A 23,417-nucleotide genomic window follows, 5' to 3' on the forward strand; every position below is an offset into this window, starting at 1 on the left:
TCGCGGACGATGGGGACCGGCCTACCGGTGTTCAGCGGCGAACTGCTCCAGAGCGGGGAAGGCTCCGGTGTCGATCGTGGTGGACGACTCATACTGCTCAAGTCCCATCGAGAAGAGGGCGCGGCGGTACTGCCACTTGATGTGCTTGTCATGCCCTGCGGGGTGAGTGGGCCGCATGAGGGCGAGGAAGAAGAAGCACTTGACGAGCAGGAAGTCGCCCAGGTGATCGCTCACCCGCCGGCCGATCAGGGACGTGCTGGTCCGGTCGAGTGCGACGGTGTACGTGGCGCGCTGCTCCGAGGTGATGGTGTAGCCCTTGCCTCCACCTTTGAAGGCCACGATGTCGAGCGCCGGGTACACGTCGTAGCCGAACGGGATCGGTCCGTGGTGCTGCCAGTCGATGATCCCGGCCGTGAGGATGTTGGGCAGACCGTAGTCCAAGTGCCCGTGCACGATGGGGAGTCGGGACAGCCGGTCGAGGGCGTGCTCGACGGCCTGGTGGACCCGCGGCGTGTCGAAGTCCGGGTTCTCCTCGAAGACGGCCGCTGCGAAGGCCGCCTTCTCGAACCACGGGGTCGAGGGCAGAGGGTGCCTCGCCTGGGCCTGTAGGAGCTTCGAGGCGACGGCGGCCGCGGTGCTGATCACGTGGTCGCCGACCTGTCCGGCCCGCTGAGTGTCGGCCAGGGCGTCCTCGTGCAGTGAGCTGTTGCCGACGGTGCGTTCGATGGCGAAGTAACTTCCGCCTTCGAATCCGCTGTCGACAATCGCAGGTACGGGGTATCCAAGTCCGGCGGCCAGCTGCTGGAACTCGACTTCCGCCCGCAAGTCCTCTCCGCCGGTCCGCTTGTAGAGCGAGCCGTCAGCCGATCTCCAGACCGCACCCCGGGTGGCGGTCCGGTCCTTCACGAACTCCCAGGTGTTCATCGGCCCGTCCTTCTGCCGTACCGAGTCGCCGTAGCGCAGGCGTCCAGACTAGGAGGGTTCGAGCAGGCCGGACAACGATATTCCCGTCAGTGAATAAATATCACCCACGGTAAATCATCGACCATTCGCTGAGCCGCCCCCTGGCCTCGTCGCCGAAGAGGGCGGATTCTTCGAATATCGAGAAAATTTCACGATAGCGCTGGATGTCCCGGTGATCGCGAAATGCGAGACGGCCGGTGAACGACTCCACAGTGGCGAGGCGGTCGTCGTACACCGTGAACGTGTTCATTGGTCCGCGAGTAATAAGTGTCCCATATGGAATCACGCCGATTCGAACGGACGGCAGATGGGTGAGCGATGCAAGGCGGTCAATCTGGACGGCCATTGCCTGAGGAGGAAGCAGTGCCCACTTCACCGCCTGCTCCGTGAGCAGGAACGTGAATGACTTTGATTCGTCGTAGAGAGCCACCTGGCGTTCCAGCTTGCGGCCCACGATGATCGCCCTGTCGCCGGGGGAGTGGCTCAAGCTGGCCCGAATGTACTCGGGCGTGGCCAGGAGGCCTGTGATCATTGCCGGCAGGAAATATCGCAGCTCTGTCGCGTCCGACTCCAGCGACGCCAGCTCCGCCTGTCGCTTTTCGATGCCCCGGCGCCATGAGGTTCGCTTGTCCTGCCACTCGGTATTGGCCGTACGAGCCAGCGAGGATACTTCCCGGACGAGGGCGGCCGGAGCCCCAAGAGCCCTGAGGATGCGCTCCACATCGACGAGGGTCGGGGTCAGTTTTCCGGTCTCGATCTTACTGATCTTGCTCTGGGAGATGCCACAACGCACCGAAAGCCGGTCTCCTGTGAGACCGGCTTCCAGGCGGAGCCTTCTGAGCGTTTTGGCCAGATCGGACTTCGACCGGCCGAGCTGATCTGGATCGAGCGTCACCCGAGCTCTTTCAGATATTCGGAAAACGGCACGGAGTGAGCCAGGGCGATTCTTTTCCACTCGCGGTGGCGGCGCATGTCGCCGCTGACCAGCTCCCGGTTGATCTGGGTGCCGTCAGGTCGGAAGTTCAGGTGGACCGCCGAGGTGTCATCGAACAGCCACCAGTCCTGGTCGGGGATACCGAAGTTCCCTTCAGTGGCGTCCAGGATTCGAATGTCTTCCCCGGCGGCGATGTTGCCGGGGATGCCCCAGGCGAACTGGTACCGCTGGTAGTCCGTGAGGGGGCGGCGCACCACCCGGACGCGGCCGATCGTCCGCCCCGAGGAGACGAAGCCGTGCACCCTCCGGTGCCACGCCGCGTTGTGATCGACCGGCGTCGGCTCGCCGCGCAGAAAGCGGGCCAGGCTCTCTGCTTCCCTGGGCATGGTGTAGGCGGGCTGCGCCTCGAACCGGAACGCTTCGTGCTGGTAGCTGTCGAAGTGAGCGCGCCACTGGTCACCATCCAAGAGCACGGATGGCCTCCTCCAGGACGTGTCGGGGAATCTCGACGGCGGACTCCCCGGTGGGCACCTTCAGGGCCGTGAAGTGGTCGCCCTGGACCACGAACGTCCCTCGGTCGGTGGCGTACACGTTCGGGCAGTCGTCATCGTCGCAGTTCGGGCCGTTGAACTTGCCGGTAAGACGCAGCAGTTGCGGGTACTCAGCCATGCTGACCCCTTCCAGGTCGAGTGCCTCCCAACCCATCAACGACGCTAAGGCCGGCTGCGGCGCCTGTCCAAGCCGTATCGGGCATATTCCTGATCTGGAATAAGAATCTTGCCGGGGGTCTCCCGCTCTGACGCTCCGGGGAGCTGTTGACCGGCGGCTCCTTGCGAGGGGCAACCGCTGGTCCGGCTGAAGTCCGTCATCATCAGAGGCCCGGCCGAGCCCTGGAGCTGATGTGCTCCAGAAAGCGCTTGGAGAAGATCGTCTCGGCACTGGTGTCGGCGAGAGAAGGTGACCCGCTTCATCGCGCCGATACGATCTTTCCACCCGTCCTGGCCGCGCTGGAGGAGCAGACGTGACACAGCAGACTGCCGAGGAACGCCCGGGAATCGCCGCCGCGATCGTGGCCCACGAAGGCCGCGTCCTGATGGTCCGGCGGTGGGTCAGCGAGGGCCAGCTCTCGTGGCAGTTCCCGGCTGGTGAGATCGAGTCCGGCGAGTCGCCCGAGCTGGCGGCTGTCCGAGAGACGGCGGAGGAGACCGGGCTCGGTGTGGCCGCGATCAAGCTCCTGGGTGAGCGCGTGCACCCGAAGACCGGCCGACTGATGTCGTACACGGCCTGTGACGTCGTCAGCGGCACCGCCGAGGTGGTCGACACGGAGGAGCTGGACCAGCTCGCGTGGGTGGCTCTCGCCGAGATCCCCGAGTACGTGCCGTACGGGCTGTTCGAGCCGGTGCAGGAGTATCTCGATACCGCGCTCAGCGCCGATCGGTAGGCGGCGGCTCCCGCGAGTTCGCGGGAGCCGCCCTTCTGCGCTGTGTGGGTCAGGCGGTGAAGTGGTCGAACTCGCCGGCCTTGGCGCCGAGGAGCCAGGCGTTGAGCTTGGTGCGGGTGGTGGTGACGATGTGGGCGGGGTCGTCGGACTCGCGGATGTAGACCAGCTCACCCTCGGAAGCGACCTCGATGCAGTTGGTCTGCTCCCCACTGAAGCTCGACTTCTGCCAGTTGAGCTGTTCCATGCTTACCTTCCCTGTACTGCGTACCGAATGTGCTGGAGCAAGCCCCATGAGTCGCGATATGAGGGCGATAGCTCGGATGCGCTGGCCGTCAGAGGCGGGAGTGCCAGGCCTTTGAGTCGTTCGAACTGTCGCCGGAACGAGGCTACTGCTTCGGGCTCGCCAAGGAATGGTGAGCCCTGGGGCTGTTCCATCAAGACGGTGTCGAGCTTGGAGTGTCGGCCGTGAAGCAGCATGAACGGGGTGTCGGCCGAGGCGAACACGGTGCAGTCGAACGGCAGGATCTGGATGGTGACGTGAGGCAGCTTGCCGACCTCGGCCAGGTGGTTCAGCTGGTCACGCATGACGGTAGGTCCGCCGTACATCGTTCGTAGCGCAGCCTCGTGGATCACGGCATGAAATGGCGTCCCGTTCTCGACGCTCAGGATGCGTTGCCGCGACTGTCGGAACTCGACCGTCTTCTGCGCGTATTCGAGGATGACCTCGCTGTAGCCCTTGGTCTGGAGCAGGCCAGGGATCAGTAGTGTCTCGTATGTGTCCAGGCGGGTAGCGCCGTGTTCGAACTCGGCGAGATCGAGGGCTGACGTTGGAACGTAGGGCCGGTAGTCGGTCCACCAGCCCTTGCCGTTGCTCTGGCCCATGGCGAGAAGGCCTGCTCGATACTCGGGATCGTTGGCATGGCAGGCGTCGAGCCAGAGGGCCAATCGCTCAGGATTGATACCAAGCCTGCCCGACTCGGTGTGGCTGACGGCTGGTCCCTTCATGCCGACCAGCTCGCCGAGTTCTGGAAGGGACATGCCTGCGCTGGTGCGGAGACGCCGCAGCTCATCGCCAAGTCGACGCTGTCGTTCGCTGATTGCGGTCCTGAATCCCATGCACGTGCCCTTCTCGTGCAGTAGTTCGGCCAACGAGTAGGCCGCCTACTGAAAGTGTAGATCTAGATGCGGAGAGTGTTGCAGGATTGTGGTGATTGGCCCTACAGTCCACTCACCAATCACTTTGCACCGCTGGGAGATTCCCCATGTGTGACCCCAACCTCAACTCCCCCTCCCTCACCGTCTCTCGCGAGGCGTTGCGCGACACCATGGCGCGCGCCGGGTACCCCAATTCCTCCATCGGGGATGCCGAACTCGCTCTCGTGGAGCTGGTGGTGAACGCCTGGCGGCACGGGTTGACCGCCGCGCCCGTCGTCCTGGTCGCCGTCGTCCACGGGACGCTCCGCGTCACCGTCGCGGACCGCAGTCCCGTGCTGCCCGAGCAGCGGAAGCCCGACCCGTTCGCCCAGTCCGGGCGGGGGTTGATGCTGGTGGAGGGGCTCATGCACCGCTGGGGTGCGGAGCCGCAGAAGCTCGGCAAGCGCGTTTGGTTCGAGCTGGACGGCGCCGCGTGATCGCCCACCACCCGATCCACCCCGCCGACCCGGCCCTGCGGCAGCTTACCGGGCGGCAGATCACCGAACTGATCATCGATCTCCGTACAGAGGGGCGGGAGTTCGGCCTCCTCTGGCCGTCCGCCCAGTCCGGCGAGACCGATCTGAACGGCCGCGCCCTGGTCTCCATCGGCAACATCCCGGCCAGCACCTTGATCAACCTGCTGGCTCTGCTGCGCGAGTTCAAGCGCCGGCGGGGCCGGGCGTGACGGGCATGCTGGTCCTGATCCTGCTGGCCGCCGCCGTCGGCGGTGTGTGCCAGGCCCGGTCCGAGCGGCTTCGGGATCGACGGGATCGGACGTAGGTGCCATGCATGGCACGCGGGCCCGCCTTCTCCAGGCGGGCCCGCGCCATGCCCGGCCGTGGAGGTCAGGCGATGAAGTGGTCGAACTCGCCGGCCTTGGCGCCGAGGAGCCAGGCGTTGAGCTTGGTGCGGGTGGTGGTGACGATGTGGGTGGGGTTGTCGGACTCGCGGAGGTAGACGAGGTCGCCGTCGGACGCGATTTCGAGGCAGTTCGCCTGATCGCTGCTGAAGCTCGGCTGCTGCCAGTTGAGGTGCTCCATGGCTACCTTCCTTGTACTCCGTGGCGGACGTGCTGGAGCCACGATAAGCGGGCGCACAGCCGCGTCGTTTCGGTCATGTCAATTCGTACGACTCGTTGTGCTATTCCCTTGGGTCCTCAGTCGTTCCTACACTGAGACCCCGCCGCACGGGGGCTGCGGGAACCAGGTTGCCGACGGGCCCGGGGGAGGCGCGTGTGAACGACCGTGGCTGGGACGAGGACGATGCCCGGCCGTACTTCTTCCTCTCCTACGCGCACACCCCGAAGGCCGGCACGCGCGGCGCCGGTGATCCGAACCACTGGGTGCGCCAGCTGTACCGGGACCTGTGCGAGGCGGTGCTGCAACTGACCACGGTCCCGGCCGGGGTGCCGGTCGGCTTCATGGACGAGTCCATGCACCAGGGGGAGTTGTGGGCGGAGCGGCTGTCGGAGGAGCTGGCGACCTGCCGGGTGTTCGTACCGCTGTACTCGCCCCGGTACTTCAACAGCGTCCCGTGCGGGCAGGAGTGGCACGCCTTCACCCGCCGCCCGGTGTACCCGGCGACGATCGACGCGGAGCGCACCAGTGGCATCGTGCCGGTGCTGTGGGCGCCGATGAGTCGCTACCGGCTGCCCAAGGTGGCCAGTGAACTCCAGTTCAACCACGCCAGTTTCGGGCCGGACTACGCCACCGAGGGCCTGTACGCGCTGATGAAGCTCACCTACTTCCGCTCCGCCTACGAGCTGGCCGTGCACCGGCTGGCGGCGCGGATCGTGCAGGTGGCGGAGGAGACGGTGATCCCGGTCGGGCGGCGGCTGGACTTCAACGGCCTGCCCAGTGCCTTCGACGTGAGCGCGCCGACCAAGCAGCTGCGGATCTCCGTACTCTCCTACCATCAGGGCGAGTTGCCGCCCGACCGCAATCCCGACTTCTACGGCACCCGGCGCACCGACTGGCACCCCTATCGCCCGGCCGGCTCGCCGATCGCCCAGCACGCGGTGCGGCTGGCCCGGCAGTTGGGGTTCCAGCCGACCGTGCACGAGTTCGACGACGAGGTCGAGTCCATCATCGAGGGGGAGGCGGCAGCCCCCGGCCTGCTCCTGCTCGACCGGTGGGCGCTGCGCGACCCGGACCGCCGGGAGCTCGTCCGCCGCTTCGACCGCTCGGACGCCACCTGGGTGAGCGTCCTGGAGCCGTGGAACACCGAGGACCCCGAGTGCGAGGAACGCGGCGGCGACCTCGGAGAGTTGAGCGACCAGGCGCTGCGCATCACCCGGCGGGCGAGCCGCCCCAGCTTCCTCGGCGTGACCGGCCCGACCGGGCTGAACACCCTGGAGGACTTCGACGACGCGCTGCCCCGGGCCGCCATGAAGGCCAAGTACGCCTTCGAGGGCCGCACCAGGGCCGAGCCGGAGGATCCGCCGCCGCCCCGCCCGAACCTGCGGGACGCCTTCCGGCGCGGCCCGGGCGCGGCCCCGTTCGGCCGCGACGCCCCCTTCGGGCAGGACGGCTCCGGACCCGACGACCACCCAGACCGTGACGACGGCGATGACCCCGATGACGGGATGGCGCCCTTGGGAGGACGACCCAGATGAGCGAGAACCCCACCAGGAACTTCCGCGTCGGGGGCCTCACCGTGGCCGAACTGGCCGCCCAGCGGGAGGCCGAGCGACGGTCCGTGGAGCAGGACCGCAACGGCCGGATCATCACCTTCTACTCCTACAAGGGCGGCACCGGGCGCACCATGGCGCTCGCCAACACGGCCTGGATCCTGGCCGCCAACGGCTACCGGGTGCTCACCGTGGACTGGGACCTGGAGGCGCCGGGCCTGGCCAAGTTCTTCCACCCCTTCCTCGACCCGGCCTCGCTGGCCGGCACGACCGGGATGATGGACCTGATCGCCGAGTACCGCGAGGAGGCCCTGCGCCCGGTCGAGCACGCCGAGGGCTGGCACCTGGACTTCGCCAGGGTGCACCCGCACGCGCTGTCGCTGTCCTGGCCGCTGTTCCCGACCGGGGGCAGCCTGGACTTCCTGTCCGCCGGCCAGTTCAACCGGGACTACTCCGAGGCCGTCACCCACCTGGACTGGGACATCTTCTACGACCGCTTCGACGGCGGGCAGTTCTTCGACGCCCTCAAGGCCGACATGAGCAAGCGGTACGACTACGTGCTCATCGACTCGCGCACCGGACTGTCCGACATCGCCGAGATCTGCACCGTCCAGATGCCCGACGACCTGGTGGTCTGCTTCACCCTGAGCGACCAGTCCATCGACGGTGCCTCCCGGATCGCCCAGCACATCCACGACCGCTACCGCGAGCGCGGCATCCGCATCCTGCCCGTCCCGATGCGCATCGACGAGGGCGAGAAGGAGAAGGCCGACGCCGGCCGCTCCCTCGCCCGGGTCCGCTTCGACGGGCTGCCGGCCGGCCTCAACGGCGAGGAACTCGCCTCCTACTGGGGCTCGGTGGAGATCCCGTACCGGCCGTTCTACGCCTACGAGGAGATCCTCGCCACCTTCGGCGACCAGACCGGCACCCCCACCTCGATGCTCGCCGCCTGCGAGCGGCTCACCGCGATGATCACCCGGCGCAAGGTCACCTCCCTGCCGGTCATGGACGAGGAACTACGGCTGCGCTACGTGGACGCGTTCACCCGCCGCCGCCCGTCCGTCCCCGCCGACCTCTACCTCTCCTACGTCCCCGAGGACCGGATGTGGGCGGACTGGATCGAGTCCGTGCTCACCCGGGCCGGCTTCCGGGTGCTGCCCCGCGACCTCAGCGCCGGCACCGACACGCGCGAGGAGACCGAACGCGGCATCGACGCCGCCTACCGGACCGTCGCCGTGCTCTCGCCCGCCTACCAGCGCTCCCCGCAGGCCCGGGCGCTGTGGGAGTCCGTGGTCAACTCCGACCCCGCCGGCACCCGGCGCCAGCTCGTCCCCGTCCGCGTCGGCGACGTCAGGCTCACCGCACCCTTCAGCAACCGCAACCCCGTCGACCTCGTCGGCCGCGACGAGACGCAGTCCGTCCAGACCCTGCTGCGTGCCCTCGGCCGCGGCGACGTCGTCCTGACCGAGCCCAACGGCGGCGGGCCGCGCTTCCCCGGCAGCAAGCCGACCGTGTGGGACGTCCCGCCGCGCAACCCCTCCTTCACCGGCCGCGCCGCCGTCCTGGAGCAACTGCGCAACCAGCTGCGCGGCGGCATGGCGGCCGTCCTGCCCACCCCCCAGACGCTGTACGGGCTCGGCGGCGTCGGCAAGACCCAGGTCGCGCTGGAGTACGCGCACCGGTTCATGTCCGACTACGACCTGGTCTGGTGGATCGACGCCGAACAGACCGAACTCGTCGCCCCCGCCCTCGCCGACCTCGCCCGCCGGCTCGGCCTGCGCGTCGGCGACTCCGTCACCGAAGCCGCCGAGGCCGCCCGGGAGGCGCTGCGCCGCGGCGTGCCCACCTCGCGCTGGCTGCTGATCTTCGACAACGCCGACGAACCGGCCGAGATCCGCCGCTTCTTCCCCGGCGGCTCCGGCCACATCCTGGTCACCTCCCGGAACCAGGCCTGGACCGGGCACGCCGAGGCGCTGGAGGTGGACGTCTTCACCCGCGGCGAGAGCGTCGAGCACCTGTGCCGGCGAGCCCGCGGCCTGTCCCGCCCGGACGCCGACCGGGTCGCCGAGGCGGTCGGCGACCTGCCGCTCGCCGTCGAGGTCGCGGCCGCCTGGCTGGACACCACCGGCACCCCGGTGGAGACCTACGTCGCCCAACTGCACGCCGAGGCGGCCCGCGCGCTGGCCGTCGCCCGCCCCGCCGACTACCCGACCCCGGTCGGCGCGACCTGGAACGTCTCCATCGGCCGGCTGCGCCAGCAGTCCCCGGCCGCCGTCCGGCTCCTCCAGCTCTGCGCGTTCTTCGCGCCCGAGCCGATCTCGATGAACCTCTTCTACAGCGACCAGATGATCCGGGCGCTGGTGAAGTACGACGCCGACCTCAGCGACAAGTTCATGCTGGGCAAGGTGATCCAGGCGATCGGCCGGTACGCGCTGGCCAAGGTCGACGCCGGCAGCAACAGCTTCCAGGTGCACCGGCTCGTCCAGGCGGTGATCCGGGCCGAGATGACCGACGACGAACAGGAGATCGCCGTCCACGAGGTGCATCGCATCCTGACCGGCGCCCGGCCGGTCCTCGGCGACACCGACGACCCCGCCAACTGGCCCGCCTTCGACGAGATCTGGCCGCACCTGTCGCCCTCCAAGGCGCACAACTGCGACGAGGCGGACACCCGCCAGCTGCTCATCGACCGCGTCCGCTACCTCTGGAAGCGCGGCGAACTCGACCGCGCCCGCGACCTCGGCCACGCCCTGGACACCGAGTGGACCAACAAGCTCGGCGAGAACGACCGGCAGACCCTGCTGCTGCGCTTCCAACTCGCCAACGTGCTGCGCTCCCAGGGCAACTACGCGGAAGCCCTGGCCCTGGACGAGGACACCCTGGAACGCCAGCGGGCCCTGCTCGGCGAGCACCACCCGTACACCCTGATGACGGCCGGCTCCCTCGGCGCCGACCGCCGGGCACTCGGACGGTTCCAGGCCGCACTCGACCTCGACCGCGAAATCCTCGACCAGTTCCGCGAGTTGTTCGGCGACGACAACCCGCGCACGCTCTCGATGGCCAACAACCTGGCCATCGACTACCGGCTCGTCGGCAACAGCGAGGCCGCCCGCGAACTCGACCAGGAGACCCTCGACCGGCGCACGGCCGTCCTCGGCCCCCGGCACCCCTACACCCTCTCCACCAAGTCCAACCTCGCCCGCGACCTGCGCGAACTCGGCGACTACCGCGGCTCGGTGGACCTGCTCCAGGAAGTCACCTCCGACCTCGGCGACGTCCTCGACCCCGACCTGCCGGAGAACCTGCGCAACGCCAAGTCCCTGGCCGTCTCACTGCGCCGCATCGGCGCGCTCGCCGAAGCCCGCCGGATCACCAAGGAGACCTACGAGCGCTACCTGGAGCGCTACGGCGCCGACGCCCCCGACGCGCTCGCCTGCGCGCTCAACCTGGCCGCCGACCACAGCGCCTCCGGCGACAAGGAGGCCGCCCGCGACCTCTGCTCCACCGTCTTCGAAGGCCACCGCCGCCTGTTCGGCGACGAACACCCCTTCACCCTGGCCTGCGCCAACAACCTCGGCATCTACCTGCGCGGCAGCGGTGACGTCCAGGGCGCCATCGAACGCGGCCGGCTCACCGTCGAGGGGCTGACCGACTCCGTCGGAGCGGACCACCCGTACACCCTCAACGCGGTGATCAACCTGGCCAACGCCTACGGCGACGACGGCCAGATCGGCCTCGCCGAGGAACTCGGCCGGGCCGCCTACCAGGGCCTGTGCGAGCGCTACACGCCCCGGCACCCGGACGCCGTCGCCTGCGAGGCCAACCTGTCGATCACCCTGCGCTCGGCCGGTCGGCACACCCAGGCCGCCGAACTGCGGGCCCGCGCGATCGGCGAGCTGATCCGGCAGTTCGGCGAGGAGCACCCCAACACGGTCGCGGCGCGCGGCTGGAAGCGGATCAACCGGGACCTGGAGCCGCAGCCGGTGTAAGCGGCGGTGCAGGCGCCGGTGAGAGCACGGCCTCCGGCCGGGGGCGGCGGGTACGCTGCGGGACCATGAGCAAGCAGACGCCGCCCCCGGTCCTGGTCACCCGGCGCCTCGCGCCCGGGGTGATCGAACGGCTCACCGCGCGCCACACCGTCACCTGCCACGACTCCGACCAGGCGATGGCCCGGGCCGACCTGCTGGCCGCCGTTCGCGATCGCCGTGCCGTGCTCACCACCCTGGACGACCGGGTCGACGGCGAGTTCCTGGACGCGGCCGGGCCGTCCCTGGAGATCGTCGCCAACCACGCCGTGGGGCACCACAACATCGACCTGGCCGCCTGCGCCGAACGCGGCGTGCTGGTCTCCAACACCCCCGGCGTGCTCACCACCGCCACCGCCGACATGGCCTGGGCGCTGCTGCTGGCCGCCACCCGCCGCCTCGGCGAGGGCGAGCGCCTGCTGCGCTCCGGCAGCCCCTGGACCTGGGCGCCGAACTTCCTGCTCGGCATGGAGCTGGCCGGCACCCCGCTGGGCGTGCTCGGCATGGGCCGGATCGGGCAGGCGGTGGCCCGCCGGGCCCGCGCCTTCGACATGCCGGTCAGCTACCACAACCGCCGCGAGCTGCCGCCCGAGCAGGCCGACGGCGCCACCTGGCGGCCGCTGGAGGACCTGCTCGCCCACTCCACGGTGCTGGTCGTCACCGCCCCGCTCAGCGCCGCCACCCGGCACCTGCTGGACGCCCGCCGCCTCGCCCTGCTGCCGCGCGGGGCGGTGGTGGTCAGCATGACCGCCGGAGTGGTGGACGAGGAGGCGCTGGCCGCCGCGCTGGAGTCCGGCGCGCTGTTCGCCGCCGCCGTGGACAACTTCGAGCACGAGCCGGCCGTCCCGTCCGCGCTGCTCGCCCAGGAACGCGCCGTCCTGGCCCCGCACCTGGGCAGTGCCACCGTCGCCACCCGGCAGGCGATGGGCGGCCTGGCCGTGGACAACGTCCTGGCCGTGCTGGGCGGGGGAGCGCCGGTCACCCCGGTGACGGCCTGAGGCCTCAGCCCGCCGCCCAGGCCAGGGCGGTGGTCAGCACCCGGAAAGCGCCGAAGTGCGCGGCGCCGGGCTCCAGGAAGAGCTCGGCGCCGGGGATGTGGTCGCCCAGCCAGCGGGAGTGCTCGACCGGGGAGAACTGGTCGTCGGTGCCGTGCCACAGCCAGCTCGGCACCGCGATGTCCTCGACCTTGAACCCCCAGTCGGCGGTGAACGCCAGCACGTCGTCGATCCAGCCGTCCGCGCCGTGCCGGAACGCCTCCCGGTAGTTGCTCTGCAGCATCCGCCGCAGCCCGCTGTCGGCCACCACCTCCCGGTCGGCGGGCGACAGTTCGGGCCGCAGCCCGTTCAGCAGCCGGACCGGGTCGTCCTTGATCTGCCGGGAGCGGAACTCCATCGCGTCGGCGATCCGGCCGTGCCCGCGCTCCGCCTCCTGGTAGGCGTGCACGTTCGACGGGGTCATCCCGGCGTACCAGTCCAGGCCGGCCGCGTTGCGCGGCGCCAGGCCGACCAGCACCGCCACCCGGCTGACCCGCTCCGGCAGCAGCGCCGCGCAGGCCAGCGCGTGCGGGCCGCCGCCGGAGCGGCCGAGCACCGCGAAGCCGTCCAGCTTGAGGTCGTCCGCGATGGCCCGCACGTCGGCGGCCGCCGCGCTCACCCGGCGGCCGAACTGGCGGGTCGAGTCGCCGTAGCCGGGCCGGTCGTAGGAGATCAGCCGCACCCCCAGCCGGTACAGCACGGTGCTGCGCGGGTGCGGGCCCACCCGGCTGCCGGGCATGCCGTGAAGCAGGAACACCGGGCGGCCGCGCGGGTCGCCCAGGGATTCGACGGCGAGGGCGCGACCGTCCGGGGCCTTGACCATCCGTAACGACACCTGCGGCCTCCTCAGTGGTCCCGGTCGGTGGTGGTGCGGATCTCCCGGCGGGCCTGCCAGGTGGTGTGCTCGCGGGAGACCGCGTCCTCGGCGTCCCGGGCCAGCCGGGCCCAGAGCTCCTCGGCGTCCGCCGACTCCACGTCCAGCCGGGCCAGTTGGCGCCGGATGAGCTCCAGCTCGTCGGCGGCCAGCCCGTACGCGGCGGCCAGCGGGCGGTACTGGCGCAGCTGCGCCCACGCGGTGATCGAGGCGGCCACCGCCGAGACGGTGCCCAACGCGTCGTAGGTGAACGCGCCGAGCGCCCGCAGCACCGCGAGCACCAGCCCGAGCGCCGGGAGCACCACGCCCAGCACCCCCGCCAGGGCTCCGGCCCGGGCGCAGTACCGGGACTTGGCGCGGTACCAGTCGTGCTGCACCTGGATCCGCTCCCGCAGGTACACCTCGCGCCGCACCGCGAGCGGCTGCTCGCGCAGGTCGCGCATCGCCGCCGTGATCCCGGCGAGCTCCGCCCCGGCGCCCGGCGTGACCACCCGGCTGTCCCGGAAGGCGCCCAGCACCCCGCCGAGCTGGACGCGGTACAGGCCCTCCGCGTCCGGCAGGGTGTGCGGCGGCGGCTGGTAGGCGTCCGCCCGGACGGCGAACTTCCAGGCCAGCGTCTTGACCGACTCGGCGGCGGCCCGGCCCTCGTACCAGAGCCCCTGCGGGTTCTGCCGGCTGATCACCACCGCGAGGACGATCGCGCCGAGGTAGGCGGCGGCCGCCGGCCAGGCCCACGGCTCGCCGTCGGCCGAGCCGGTCGCGGCGGCGGCCACCAGCAGGAGCAGCTCCCAGGCGGAGAGCAGCACCGAACGCCGCTGGCCGCGCAGCGAGGCCGCGTCGGCGGCCCAGAAGAACCCGGGCAGCAGTTCCCGCTCGCGCACCCACCCCGTCCGTCCCGCCCCAGACGCCATGTCCGGCCCCCACCCGTCGCTCCGGTCGCACCGCCCTCCTGCCCCGGGCGGCTTCCCGGTACGCCTGGCCCGCCCCCGGGCCGCCCGCAATGGCCGGGATGCCCCGGTGGATTGTCCGGCCCGGGTACGTTCGGTGGGCGGGCGGACACCCTGCGTGGCCCGGCGTGCCCGTGGGCGCGACCGGTGGGCGTCAGTAGGTGTAGAGGATCCGGTCGGCGTTGTCGGCCATCTGCTTGGCGTTCCACTCGGTGCCGCCGGGGACGTTGCCGGAGCGGAACAGCGGCGGGGCCGCGGCGGTGCCCTCGGCCGCCGCGTCGGCCAGCCGGCCGACCGCCGAGGCGACCACGGCCTGCATGAGCGCGCTGGTCACGATGGTGGAGACCGGGCCGAAGGCGGTCTCGGCGGCCGGGTGGGTCAGCTCGCCGTCCCCGACCGCGATCTTGCTGTCCAGCACCACGTCGCAGTTGTCCTTCAGGTACGTGCCGGACGGGTGCGCCGGGGGCACCTCGCCCGGGTACGCCAGCGAGGTCACGCCGATCACCTTCAGGCCGCGGTCCCGGGCGTACCGGGCCAGCTCGACCGGCATCACCTGGCGGCCGGACAGCGAGATCACGAACAGCAGGTCGCCGGAGGCGGCCGGGGTCAGGTCCAGGGTGGTGGTGGCCAGGCCGGACACCCGCTCCAGCGCGCTGGCCAGCGGCGCGGGCATCACCGTCACCCCCGCCATCCCGGGGACGTTCAACAGGTTCATCGGGACCAGCCCGCCGGCCCGGTAGACCACGTCCTGGGCCGGCAGCGCGGAGTGCCCGGCGCCGAAGGTGAACACCCGGCGGCCCTCGGTGATCGCCTCGGCGAGCAGCGCCGCGGCGGCCTCGATGGCGTCGGCCTCCTCCTCCCGGACCCGCTGGAGATGGGCGATCGCGGCGTCGAAGTACCGGCCGACCAGGTCGTTCATCTGTTGCCTTCGCTCTCTGCCGGTGGGGGAGCCGGCCGGGTGGGGCGGGCCGGTCGGGTCCGGGCCGCCAGTGGAGAAAGCTACGGCGAGCACCGTGGCGCCCAGGCGGCACCGCTGTCAACAGGAACGAAAACCGGGACCCGGGGCCCTTGCGCGGGCCCGGTTGTCGGTGCAGTACGTCAGAATTGGCGGTGAGGACACCGAAGAACGGAGCCAGCGGCGATGTCTGGGCTGATCGACACCACTGAGATGTACCTTCGCACCATCCTGGAGCTGGAGGAGGAAGGCATCGTCCCGATGCGCGCCCGGATCGCCGAGCGACTGGAGCAGAGCGGCCCGACGGTCAGCCAGACGGTCGGCCGGATGGAGCGCGACGGGTTGTTGCAGGTGGCGGGGGACCGCCACCTCGAACTGACCGACGACGGGCGCCGGCTCGCCGTGCGCGTCATGCGCAAGCACCGCATCGCCGAGTGCCTGCTCGTCGACGTGATCGGACTGGAGTGGGAGCAGGTCCACGAGGAGGCCTGCCGCTGGGAGCACGTGATGAGCGAGACGGTCGAGCGCAAGGTGCTCGCCATGCTCGGCCACCCGACCCAGTCCCCGTACGGCAACCCGATCCCGGGCCTGGACGAGCTGGGCGACGCCAAGGCCGAGGGCGAGGGCTTCGACGCCGCGCTCGTCCCGCTGGACACCGTCAAGCCGGGTGACGGCGGCGCCAGCGTGGTGGTCCGCCGGATCGGCGAGCCGATCCAGACCGACGGCGAACTGATGCGCACGCTGCGCCGGGCCGGGATCCGGCCGGGCTCCACCGTGCGGGTCAGCGCCGGCGTCGGCGGCGTGCTGGTCGGCACCGGGGAGAACGCGGCGGAGCTGGGCAAGGACATCGCCCAGCACGTCTTCGTCGCCCAGGCCTGAGGAACGCGCCCCCCGGGCCCGGAGGAACGCTTCCGGGCCCGGGGAACGTGCTTCCCGGAACGACGCGAAGGGCCCGCTGCTCCCCGTGCAGCGGGCCCTTTCGCCTCCCCGTTCCCTCCCTGTCCCCTCCGTCCCTCCCATCCCCTCCGTTCCCTCCCGGCCCCTCCACCGCCTCGCCCGGCTTCCCCGTCCGAGCGCTCCCTCCGGCGTCCCCTCGCACCGCAATTCCTCCCCTCGGCCGATCATGGCAATCCTTGAGCGTTGTCACTCGTCCGGGGGGCTTTCGCCCATGGTCAGCGGGTACACGGAGGCCTTATCCGCACATGCGTGTGACGGGCCTCGCCTCCGGTGGGAGACAAGGCCCGTCAGCCGGGCGCGGGGTGTCGCGCGCTGCGCGCCCTCACCCGATAGGCGGAGGGCGGCCGTTCACGGGGTGGTGAATCGGGGCAGTGAATCGGGGCGGTTCACGAGGCCGTTCACGAGACGGTGAACCAGGGTGGTGAACCAGGATGGTGAACCGCGGCGGTGAACCGTTGCCGCGCCCGTTCAGCGCACCGCTGCCGCCGGCTGGGCGGGCTGGGGGTGGGCGGCCGCGGGCGCCTCGCGTCCGCAGGCGTACGCGAGCGGGCTGATCAGCTCGGCGGCGTCGGGCAGCCAGCGGTTGAGCGCCGAGGGGGAGCGGGCCCACTGGGCGTAGCCGGTGCCGCCGATCCGGGAGGGCGGGGCGACCGTCCAGTCCCCTTCGCCGCGGGCCACCAGGTCCAGCCGACCGGGCGGCCAGCCGAGCTTGCGGAGCATCTCCGGCAGCTTGGCCGCGACCCCGGGCAGCACCAGGAAGTGCAGCCGCCGGCCGATCCGGCCGGGCGAGGCGGGCAGCACCGCGACCGGGCCCAGCTGGAGGTCCATCCGCTCCATCCGCGCCAGCGCCAGGCAGCCGGCCGTCTCCGGGACGTCCAGGACGTCGAAGGACCGGCCGGTGGGCAGCAGGATCGAGGCCTGCGGCCGCTCGGTCCACCAGCGCCGCACCGCCCCCGGCCCGGCGCTCGCCTTGCGGGCCCAGTCCGCGTCGAGCGGGTGGGCCCCCGGCAGCAGGCAGCGCCGGTCGCCGCAGGAGCAGCGGGCGGGCCCGTCGCCGTCGATCAGCCAGGCGCCGGGAGCGACCTCCCAGTGGCGGTTCTCGGCGTAGCCGACGGCTTCGATGAGCAGCGGGGGCAGTGCGGCGGTCTTGCCCTGGTCGGGGGAGTCGGGGATGTCTTCCACACGCTGCTCAACTACCGTGTGTGAGGCTGGTTACGGCCCGGCGCAAGCCGGTTGGGCGTATACCGGCAATGTCACCCGAACCGGTTACTCGACCGAGTTGAGGCGGGCGGAGGCAGGCGCAGTGGGGGCGCACAGGAGCATTTCCCAGGGCGCGTGGGGGGTGCGGATCGTCACCGTGGGTATCCCGCTGGCGTTGCTGATCGCTAACCTGGTGTCAGATTCCTTGGACGGTCGGACAGTCGGCAACAGATCAGCAGAATCGTCGCCCGCCGGCCGGGACCGGAGGGTGTGGGGAGGCGAAACCCAATGGCCGCAAGACCACTCGTCGCACGACAGCCCAACGAGCGTCTGCAGCAACTGATCCAGGAGGCCAGCTGCTCCAACGCCGGCCTGGCCCGGAGGGTCAACCTCTGCGGCGCCGAGCACGGTCTGGACCTGCGGTACGACAAGACCTCCGTCGCCCGCTGGCTGCGCGGGCAGCAACCGCGCGGGCAGGCGCCGGCGGTGATCGCCGAGGCCCTCGGCCGCAAGCTCGGCCGCAGCGTGTCGGTCGAGGAGATCGGCATGGCCGACGGCAAGAACCTCAGCTCCGGTATCGGGCTCCAGTTCGCGCCGACCCTGAACGCCGCCCTGGAGCAGGTCTGCGAGCTCTGGCGCAGCGACGTCGGACGGCGGGACTTCCTGACCGGGGCCACGGTCGCGGCCTCCGCGCTGGTGGAGCCCAGCCGGGACTGGCTGATCACCCCGCCCGACCCGGTGGTGGCCCGCACCGGCGGCCCCCGGGTCGGCCCGACCGACGTGGCCGCGATCAAGGCCACCACCACGATGCTGGTCGACCTGGACCACCGCTTCGGCAGCGGTCACGTGCGCCCGGTGGTCGTGCACTACCTCAACTCGGTGGTCTCCAGCCTGCTCGGCGGGGCGTACCGGGACGAGACCGGGCGCCAACTCTTCGCCGCGGTGGCCCGGTTGACCGAACTGGCCGGATACATGGCGGTGGACACCGGCCAGCCCGGCCTGGCCCAGCGCTACTACATCCAGGCGCTCCGGCTCGCCCAGGCGGCCGACGACCGCGGCTACGGCGGCTACGTGCTGGCGGCGTCGATGAGCCACCTGGCGGCGACGCTCGGCAACCCGCGGGAGATCGCCCAGCTCGCCCGCGCCGCGCAGGAGGGCGCCCGGACGGTCGCCACCCCGACGGCGATGGCGATGTTCTACGCCGCCGAGGCCCGCGGCCACGCCCTGCTGGGGGACGCCCGCTCCTGCGAGGCGGTGTCGGCCAAGGCGCTGGAGATGATGGAGAAGCGCCGCCCGGAGGACGACCCGGACTGGATCGTCCACTTCGACGACGCCTACCTGTCGGACGAACTGGCTCACTGCCACCGGGACTTGGAGCAGGCCGGCCAGGCCGAGCACTACGCCCGCCGGGCGCTCGACCTGCACCCGCCGACCCGGGTCCGCCGCCGCGCGGTGGACCTCGTCCTGCTCGCCACCGCCCAGTTGCAGCAGCGGGACCTCGAACGCGCCTGTGAGACGGGCGCGCAGGCGGTCCGGCTGCTGAGCGGGCTGCGGTCCAACCGGGGCGTGGAGTACCTGGACGAGTTCCGGCGCAGGCTGGAGCCCTACCGGGAGCAGCGGGTGGTCCGCGAGTTCCACGCCCGGGCGGATGCGGAGGCCGCCTAGTGTCGCGCCCGGGGCGCCAGGGCGGGTCCAAGGCCCCGGGCCCCGGCGGGGCGGGGTGAGGGGAGCGTGAGGGATGTCCCGCCCGCGTGGTCACCCGGTTCGGCGAACCGGTAGCGTGGGCGCGACGTCCAAGGAACTGTGATGCCCCCAAGAACCGACGAGATGTGGTCCGCCGTCAGCGCGCGGTCGTGCACAGGTGAGGAATCGCGTTGAGCCAGCGCCGCTCGTACCCCAACTCGGGTGACTTCAACCTGGACGACCTGTTCCGCCCCGAGCCCGGCCAGACCCAGGGCGGCGCGCCGGGCCAGCCGCAGGGTCACCCCCAGGGCCACCCGCAGGGGCAGACGGGCGTGCCGCCGGTGGGGCAGCCGTCCGGGCAGCCGGAGTACCTCGGCGAGGGCGGGCACGCGCGGCCGACCCAGGCCATGCCGGCCCAGCCCGCCCCGTGGGCCGGCGCTCCGCAGCCCGGTTACGGCGTCCCGCAGCACGAGCCGGCGCCGGAGACGCAGCACCTCCCGCCGTACCCGGGCGCGGACCCGTACGCGGGCGGGTACCCCACGGGCCAGTCCCAGGCCGGCTACCCGCAGCAGCCCGGCCCGGGCGGCTACCAGGGCTACTCGCAGGCCGGGCAGCCGCCGCCGGCGCCGGCCTACCCCGGTCAGGACTACGGGCAGAACTACGGCCAGGGCTACGGGCAGGACCACGGGCACGGGCAGGGCTACGCCCAGGACCACGGGCAGGGCTTCGACACCACCCAGGCGGGCGCGCAGGCTCCGGCCGCCCGGGGCGGCCGCCCGTCCAACAAGCTGATCATCGGTGGGGTGGTGGCCGGTTTCGCGGTGGCCGGCATCCTGGTCGCCGTCCTGGTGAACGGGGACGACACCACCCCCGCCGCCGACGCCAAGAAGACCCTCCCGGTGGCCGCCACCGGCAGCGCCACCCCCGGCACGGCGAGCGCGAGCAGCTCGGGCACCACCGTCGACCCGGCGGTCAAGGCCCAGGCGCAGCCGCTGTCGGACCTGCTCGGCACCGCGAGCGACAGCCGCTCGGCGGTGGTCGGCGCGGTCGCCGCGGTGCAGAAGTGCGACAAGCTGCCCGAGTCGCAGCAGGCGCTCACCGGCGCGGCCGGCAAGCGGCGCGAACTCCAGACCAAGCTCGGCCAGCTGAAGGCCGACAAGCTGCCCGGCGGCCAGCAGCTGGTCGAGCAGCTCAATGCGGCGTGGACCGCCTCCGCGCAGGCCGACGACGAGTACGCGGCCTGGGCCGGGGACTCACAGGCGCCCGGCGCCTGTGACCCCAAGAAGCTGGACAACCAGCACTACAAGAACGCCGTCCAGGCCAGCGGCACGGCGACCACCGCGAAGAAGCAGGCCTCGACCCTGTGGAACGCGATCGCCACCCAGACCGGCCTGCCCAGCCGCAGCGACGGCGACCTGTAGGACGGACGGGGGAACGGGCCCGCCGGCCCGCCCCTTCGTCGTCCGTCCCCCTGTCGTCCGTGCTGCGTCGGCTGTCCTTCACCGGCCGTCCTGCGCCGCCCGGGCGTCACGCCGGCGGGCGGCCCCCGGTGAGCACCCAGCGGATGTCCACGAAGCCCGGCTGCTGGAGGGTCATCCGGCCGCCCTTGACCACCTGGTAGGTGACCCAGGTGTTCACCAGCCGCGGGGACTCGGTGCTGGGCAGCATGTTGGGGGTGCCCCAGTTCAGTGGCGGGGTGAGGCCGACGTCGATGCCCTCGCCGCTGTCCAGCAGCCCGGTGACGGTCTTCTCGGTGACCTGCCGGCCGGACGCCGCGACCTTCTCGGCGACCAGCCGGAACACCTCGTACGCGACCCAGGTGGTCTGCACGCCGGGATCGGAGACGTCGATGGTGTGGCTGCCGGTGGTGTCGGCGCGCACCACCGCGCGCAGCCCGTCCCAGACCTTCGCCGACTCCGGCGGGTACCAGCTGGTGACGTAGGTGCCGGCCAGTGGGCCGGAGTCGCCGCCGGTGGAGTCGACCACCGACTGCTGCACGCTGCCGATCACCGAGGCGAACCGGGTGTTCCTCGGGTTCAGCCGACGGTAGGAGTCCAGCAGGTTGCCGGTCGGCTCGGCGGCGAGGGCGCTGGTGACGCAGTTCGCCGCTTCGTCCCTGCCGATCGCCTTGCGGGCCACCGCCGTGTAGTCGGTGGACTGCTCGGGCGCCTTGACGTCGAGCAGCTTGATGCCGGCCGGCTTGAGCGCGTTGGCCAGGTAGCCGAGCAGGTTGTCGCCGGACGGGGTGTCCGGGCGGACGAGTGCGACGGCCTTGCAGCCGGCTTCGACCAGCTGACGGCCGCTGCCGCCGATCAGTGCAGGCATGCCGCCGTCCACCGGGTACGAGAGCGGGCTGCTGAACTCGGGCTGGGAGAGCCCGTAGCCGCCGATCAGGGGGATGCCGGCGCGCTCCAGGACGGGCATGAAGTCGAAGCCGTACTGGCTGTAGGAGCCGATCACGGCGACCGCCTTGGCGTCCACCGCCCGCTGGGCGCAGGCCTTGGCGCCTTCGGAGGTGTTGTGCTCGTTGCAGGTGAGCACCTGAAGCCGGCGGCCGTTCAGTCCGCCCTTGAGGTTGACGTCCCGGCCGATCGCCTCGGCGAGCGCGGTCATGCCGGGCCGGTCGGCGGAGCCGGTGCCGGACGGGGACCAGGTCATCACGGTGAGGTCGCCGCCGTTGGTGGAGGCATCGGCCGGTCCGCCGCACGCGGAGGCCGAGAAGAGGGTGGGGAACAGGGCCGCGGCGGTGGCGGCCGCGGCGATCGGGCGGCGGCGGCGCCGCGCGAACTGGTGCCGGGGCTGGAACGGGTCCCTTCGGCTGGTCATCGGTCTTCCCTCTCTGGGGCGCCATCCGGCGCACCGGAGCAAGCCAAGCCCCGGCGCCACACGCCGAGAGGGCCGAAGTACGAACGGCCGGGTAACGGGAGCTGAAATCAGGCGGGGTACGCGTGTAGATCGGGAGTGGAGTACGAACGGACAGGGAACGTACGATCGTTCTCCATGTCCGCCAGCACAGATTCTTCGCATCGGTCTGCCCGAAACACTTCTCGTCCGGGCCACCGCTCCAGCACGATGAACGGCATGCCGCTCAACGACCTGCCCTGGTGGCGCTGGCGAGCCCGACTGCGCTCGGCGCTGCACATGTTGTCCGACCCCGGTTTCCAGCAGGAGACCTGGCTGAACGGCCGGGAGGGGTACGGCGACGTGACCGACGCCGTCTACCGGCTGGTCGAGGACACCTGGCTGGACCACTGGTCGGCCGAGAAGTACGTGGGCACGATCTTCCGCGACTCCGCCGAGGCCGCCCTGGTCGACGTCGCGGTGCTGCGGGTGGTCCAGCTGCTGCACGAGGTCGGCGCGGACGCCCACGCCTCCGCCTACTTCGGCCACCCCGGCTGGCCGGAGGCGGTCCGGGCCGCGCGCGAGGCGCACGTCGCGCTGGCGGTGAACGACGGGGACGACCCGGACGCGGCGCCCAAGTCGCTGGACGTGCTGCGCATCCTCACCCGAGTCTGAGCCCGGGTCTGAGCCCGGGTCTGAGCCCGGGCCGACGGCGGGGCCGCCGGCCGGGTGTCCGGTCGGGCCGCTGAGCAGTGCCGTCCCGCAGTACGGGCAGCGGGGCGGCGGCTGTCCAGGATGTGACACGCTGGACCACCCACGAACGCCACGACCTCAGGACGGGATACCCCCAGTGGACCAGCAGCCGGCCAGCGCCCAGTACGTCCTCACGCTGTCCTGCCCCGACAAGCAGGGCATCGTCCACGCCGTCTCCAGCTACCTCTTCATGACCGGCTGCAACATCATCGACAGCCAGCAGTTCGGCGACGGGGACAGCGGGCTGTTCTTCATGCGGGTGCACTTCTCCGCCGCCGAGCCGGTCACCGCCGACAAGCTGCGGGCCAGCTTCGCGGCGATCGGGGCCTCGTTCGGGATGGACTGGCAGATCCACCCGACCGAGCAGCGGATGCGGATCGTCCTCATGGTCAGCAAGTTCGGGCACTGCCTGAACGACCTGCTCTACCGCACCCGGATCGGTGCCCTGCCGGTGGAGATCGCCGCGGTGGTGTCCAACCACACCGACCTGCGCGACCTGACCGAGAGCTACGGCGTCCCGTTCCACCACATCCCGGTCACCCGGGACACCAAGGCCGACGCCGAGCAGCAGCTGCTGGACCTGGTCGCCAAGGAGGACGTCGAGCTGGTCGTGCTGGCCCGCTACATGCAGGTGCTCTCGGACCAGCTGTGCACCGCGCTGTCCGGCCGGGTGATCAACATCCACCACTCCTTCCTGCCGAGCTTCAAGGGCGCCAAGCCCTACCACCAGGCGCACGCCCGGGGCGTGAAGCTGATCGGCGCCACCGCGCACTACGTCACCGCCGACCTCGACGAGGGCCCGATCATCGAGCAGGAGGTGGCCCGGGTGACCCACGACGTCACCCCGGACCAGCTGGTCGCGCTCGGCCGGGACGTCGAGTGCCAGGCGCTGGCCCGTGCGGTGAAGTGGCACAGCGAGCACCGGGTGCTGCTGAACGGCACCCGCACGGTGGTCTTCGCGTAGCGAGGCCGGGGCGGTCGGCAGTC

General features: G+C 71.2%; 23 protein-coding genes. 11 read left to right on the forward strand and 12 right to left on the reverse strand.

Going from position 1 to position 23,417, the window contains the following annotated elements; all coding sequences use genetic code 11:
- Window positions 1–21: 21 nt before the first annotated feature.
- The 4 genes from AB0O82_RS18815 to AB0O82_RS18830 form a co-directional block, all read right to left on the reverse strand.
- The gene (locus AB0O82_RS18815; RefSeq protein WP_363584980.1) at window positions 22–924 is read right to left on the reverse strand and encodes a phosphotransferase; all 903 of its coding nucleotides are present in this window, start codon (window positions 922–924) and stop codon (window positions 22–24) included.
- A 100-nt stretch (window positions 925–1,024) separates the two neighbouring features.
- Window positions 1,025–1,858 carry a helix-turn-helix transcriptional regulator gene (locus AB0O82_RS18820; protein WP_363584982.1) on the reverse strand — a complete coding sequence of 278 codons (834 nt, stop codon included), beginning with the start codon at window positions 1,856–1,858 and terminating at the stop codon, window positions 1,025–1,027.
- Window positions 1,855–2,370, reverse strand: a complete 516-nt coding sequence (locus AB0O82_RS18825; protein ID WP_363584984.1) for a DUF6879 family protein — start codon at window positions 2,368–2,370, stop codon at window positions 1,855–1,857. Before AB0O82_RS18825 ends, AB0O82_RS18820 begins: the two co-directional genes overlap by 4 nt.
- Complete coding sequence (locus AB0O82_RS18830) at window positions 2,354–2,566, reverse strand: hypothetical protein (protein WP_363584986.1); 213 nt, start codon at window positions 2,564–2,566, stop codon at window positions 2,354–2,356. The genes AB0O82_RS18825 and AB0O82_RS18830 overlap by 17 nt, the downstream gene beginning before the upstream one ends.
- Window positions 2,567–2,918: 352 nt before the next feature.
- Between AB0O82_RS18830 and AB0O82_RS18835 the strand changes: the two genes are divergently transcribed.
- A complete protein-coding gene (locus tag AB0O82_RS18835; RefSeq protein ID WP_363584988.1) occupies window positions 2,919–3,338 on the forward strand; it encodes an NUDIX hydrolase in 420 nt (139 codons plus the stop codon).
- A 49-nt stretch (window positions 3,339–3,387) separates the two neighbouring features.
- Here the strand turns inward: AB0O82_RS18835 and AB0O82_RS18840 are convergent, their stop codons facing one another.
- Both AB0O82_RS18840 and AB0O82_RS18845 read right to left on the reverse strand, forming a co-directional pair.
- Complete coding sequence (locus tag AB0O82_RS18840; protein ID WP_363584990.1) at window positions 3,388–3,582, reverse strand: DUF397 domain-containing protein; 195 nt, start codon at window positions 3,580–3,582, stop codon at window positions 3,388–3,390.
- A 2-nt stretch (window positions 3,583–3,584) separates the two neighbouring features.
- Window positions 3,585–4,454, reverse strand: coding sequence for a helix-turn-helix transcriptional regulator (locus AB0O82_RS18845; protein ID WP_363584992.1), 870 nt, complete (start codon window positions 4,452–4,454; stop codon window positions 3,585–3,587).
- 146 nt (window positions 4,455–4,600) lie between these two features.
- Here AB0O82_RS18845 and AB0O82_RS18850 point away from each other — a divergent pair, with 146 nt between their 5' ends.
- Both AB0O82_RS18850 and AB0O82_RS18855 read left to right on the forward strand, forming a co-directional pair.
- Window positions 4,601–4,969: an ATP-binding protein gene (locus tag AB0O82_RS18850; RefSeq protein WP_063348181.1), complete on the forward strand. Its 369-nt coding sequence runs from the start codon at window positions 4,601–4,603 to the stop codon at window positions 4,967–4,969.
- Window positions 4,966–5,217 carry a hypothetical protein gene (locus AB0O82_RS18855; protein WP_363584994.1) on the forward strand — a complete coding sequence of 84 codons (252 nt, stop codon included), beginning with the start codon at window positions 4,966–4,968 and terminating at the stop codon, window positions 5,215–5,217. The genes AB0O82_RS18850 and AB0O82_RS18855 overlap by 4 nt, the downstream gene beginning before the upstream one ends.
- Before the next feature lie 160 nt (window positions 5,218–5,377).
- Here the strand turns inward: AB0O82_RS18855 and AB0O82_RS18860 are convergent, their stop codons facing one another.
- The gene (locus AB0O82_RS18860) at window positions 5,378–5,572 is read right to left on the reverse strand and encodes a DUF397 domain-containing protein (RefSeq protein ID WP_363584996.1); all 195 of its coding nucleotides are present in this window, start codon (window positions 5,570–5,572) and stop codon (window positions 5,378–5,380) included.
- 194 nt (window positions 5,573–5,766) lie between these two features.
- Here AB0O82_RS18860 and AB0O82_RS18865 point away from each other — a divergent pair, with 194 nt between their 5' ends.
- The 3 genes from AB0O82_RS18865 (at window position 5,767) to AB0O82_RS18875 (ending at window position 12,184) form a co-directional block, all read left to right on the forward strand.
- Window positions 5,767–7,146, forward strand: coding sequence for a TIR-like protein FxsC (locus AB0O82_RS18865; protein ID WP_363584998.1), 1,380 nt, complete (start codon window positions 5,767–5,769; stop codon window positions 7,144–7,146).
- A gap of 83 nt (window positions 7,147–7,229) precedes the next feature.
- Complete coding sequence (fxsT, locus tag AB0O82_RS18870) at window positions 7,230–11,150, forward strand: FxSxx-COOH system tetratricopeptide repeat protein (RefSeq protein WP_363585070.1); 3,921 nt, start codon at window positions 7,230–7,232, stop codon at window positions 11,148–11,150.
- A gap of 65 nt (window positions 11,151–11,215) precedes the next feature.
- Window positions 11,216–12,184, forward strand: coding sequence for a D-glycerate dehydrogenase (locus AB0O82_RS18875; protein WP_363585000.1), 969 nt, complete (start codon window positions 11,216–11,218; stop codon window positions 12,182–12,184).
- Between the two features lie 4 nt (window positions 12,185–12,188).
- Here AB0O82_RS18875 and AB0O82_RS18880 read toward each other — a convergent pair whose 3' ends face one another.
- From AB0O82_RS18880 to AB0O82_RS18890, 3 genes are all read right to left on the reverse strand, one after another.
- Window positions 12,189–13,043 (reverse strand): alpha/beta hydrolase, encoded by an 855-nt coding sequence (locus AB0O82_RS18880; protein WP_363585072.1) that lies wholly within the window; start codon window positions 13,041–13,043, stop codon window positions 12,189–12,191.
- A 23-nt stretch (window positions 13,044–13,066) separates the two neighbouring features.
- Entirely contained in the window at window positions 13,067–13,975 is a 909-nt protein-coding gene (locus AB0O82_RS18885; protein WP_363585002.1) for a DUF4231 domain-containing protein, read from the reverse strand.
- 220 nt (window positions 13,976–14,195) lie between these two features.
- On the reverse strand, window positions 14,196–14,960 hold the full coding sequence (locus tag AB0O82_RS18890) for a sugar isomerase domain-containing protein (protein WP_363585004.1): 765 nt from the start codon (window positions 14,958–14,960) through the stop codon (window positions 14,196–14,198).
- A gap of 222 nt (window positions 14,961–15,182) precedes the next feature.
- On the opposite strand from AB0O82_RS18890, the gene AB0O82_RS18895 reads away from it, so the two are divergent.
- The gene (locus tag AB0O82_RS18895) at window positions 15,183–15,875 is read left to right on the forward strand and encodes a metal-dependent transcriptional regulator (protein ID WP_350877579.1); all 693 of its coding nucleotides are present in this window, start codon (window positions 15,183–15,185) and stop codon (window positions 15,873–15,875) included.
- Between the two features lie 546 nt (window positions 15,876–16,421).
- On the opposite strand, the gene AB0O82_RS18900 is transcribed toward AB0O82_RS18895, so the two are convergent.
- The gene (locus AB0O82_RS18900) at window positions 16,422–17,135 is read right to left on the reverse strand and encodes a bifunctional DNA primase/polymerase (RefSeq protein WP_363585006.1); all 714 of its coding nucleotides are present in this window, start codon (window positions 17,133–17,135) and stop codon (window positions 16,422–16,424) included.
- Window positions 17,136–17,441: 306 nt separating this feature from the next.
- Here AB0O82_RS18900 and AB0O82_RS18905 point away from each other — a divergent pair, with 306 nt between their 5' ends.
- Both AB0O82_RS18905 and AB0O82_RS18910 read left to right on the forward strand, forming a co-directional pair.
- Complete coding sequence (locus AB0O82_RS18905) at window positions 17,442–18,818, forward strand: transcriptional regulator (RefSeq protein WP_350877580.1); 1,377 nt, start codon at window positions 17,442–17,444, stop codon at window positions 18,816–18,818.
- A 209-nt stretch (window positions 18,819–19,027) separates the two neighbouring features.
- Window positions 19,028–20,257 (forward strand): hypothetical protein, encoded by a 1,230-nt coding sequence (locus AB0O82_RS18910; RefSeq protein WP_363585008.1) that lies wholly within the window; start codon window positions 19,028–19,030, stop codon window positions 20,255–20,257.
- A gap of 106 nt (window positions 20,258–20,363) precedes the next feature.
- Here the strand turns inward: AB0O82_RS18910 and AB0O82_RS18915 are convergent, their stop codons facing one another.
- Complete coding sequence (locus tag AB0O82_RS18915; RefSeq protein ID WP_363585010.1) at window positions 20,364–21,662, reverse strand: ABC transporter substrate-binding protein; 1,299 nt, start codon at window positions 21,660–21,662, stop codon at window positions 20,364–20,366.
- Between the two features lie 255 nt (window positions 21,663–21,917).
- Between AB0O82_RS18915 and AB0O82_RS18920 the strand changes: the two genes are divergently transcribed.
- Entirely contained in the window at window positions 21,918–22,352 is a 435-nt protein-coding gene (locus tag AB0O82_RS18920; protein ID WP_107452888.1) for a hypothetical protein, read from the forward strand.
- A 166-nt stretch (window positions 22,353–22,518) separates the two neighbouring features.
- Window positions 22,519–23,394, forward strand: coding sequence for a formyltetrahydrofolate deformylase (gene purU, locus AB0O82_RS18925; RefSeq protein ID WP_063348167.1), 876 nt, complete (start codon window positions 22,519–22,521; stop codon window positions 23,392–23,394).
- Window positions 23,395–23,417: the final 23 nt, after the last annotated feature.

The sequence above is a fragment of the Kitasatospora sp. NPDC088264 genome (genome assembly GCF_040685715.1).
Taxonomy (GTDB): domain Bacteria; phylum Actinomycetota; class Actinomycetes; order Streptomycetales; family Streptomycetaceae; genus Kitasatospora.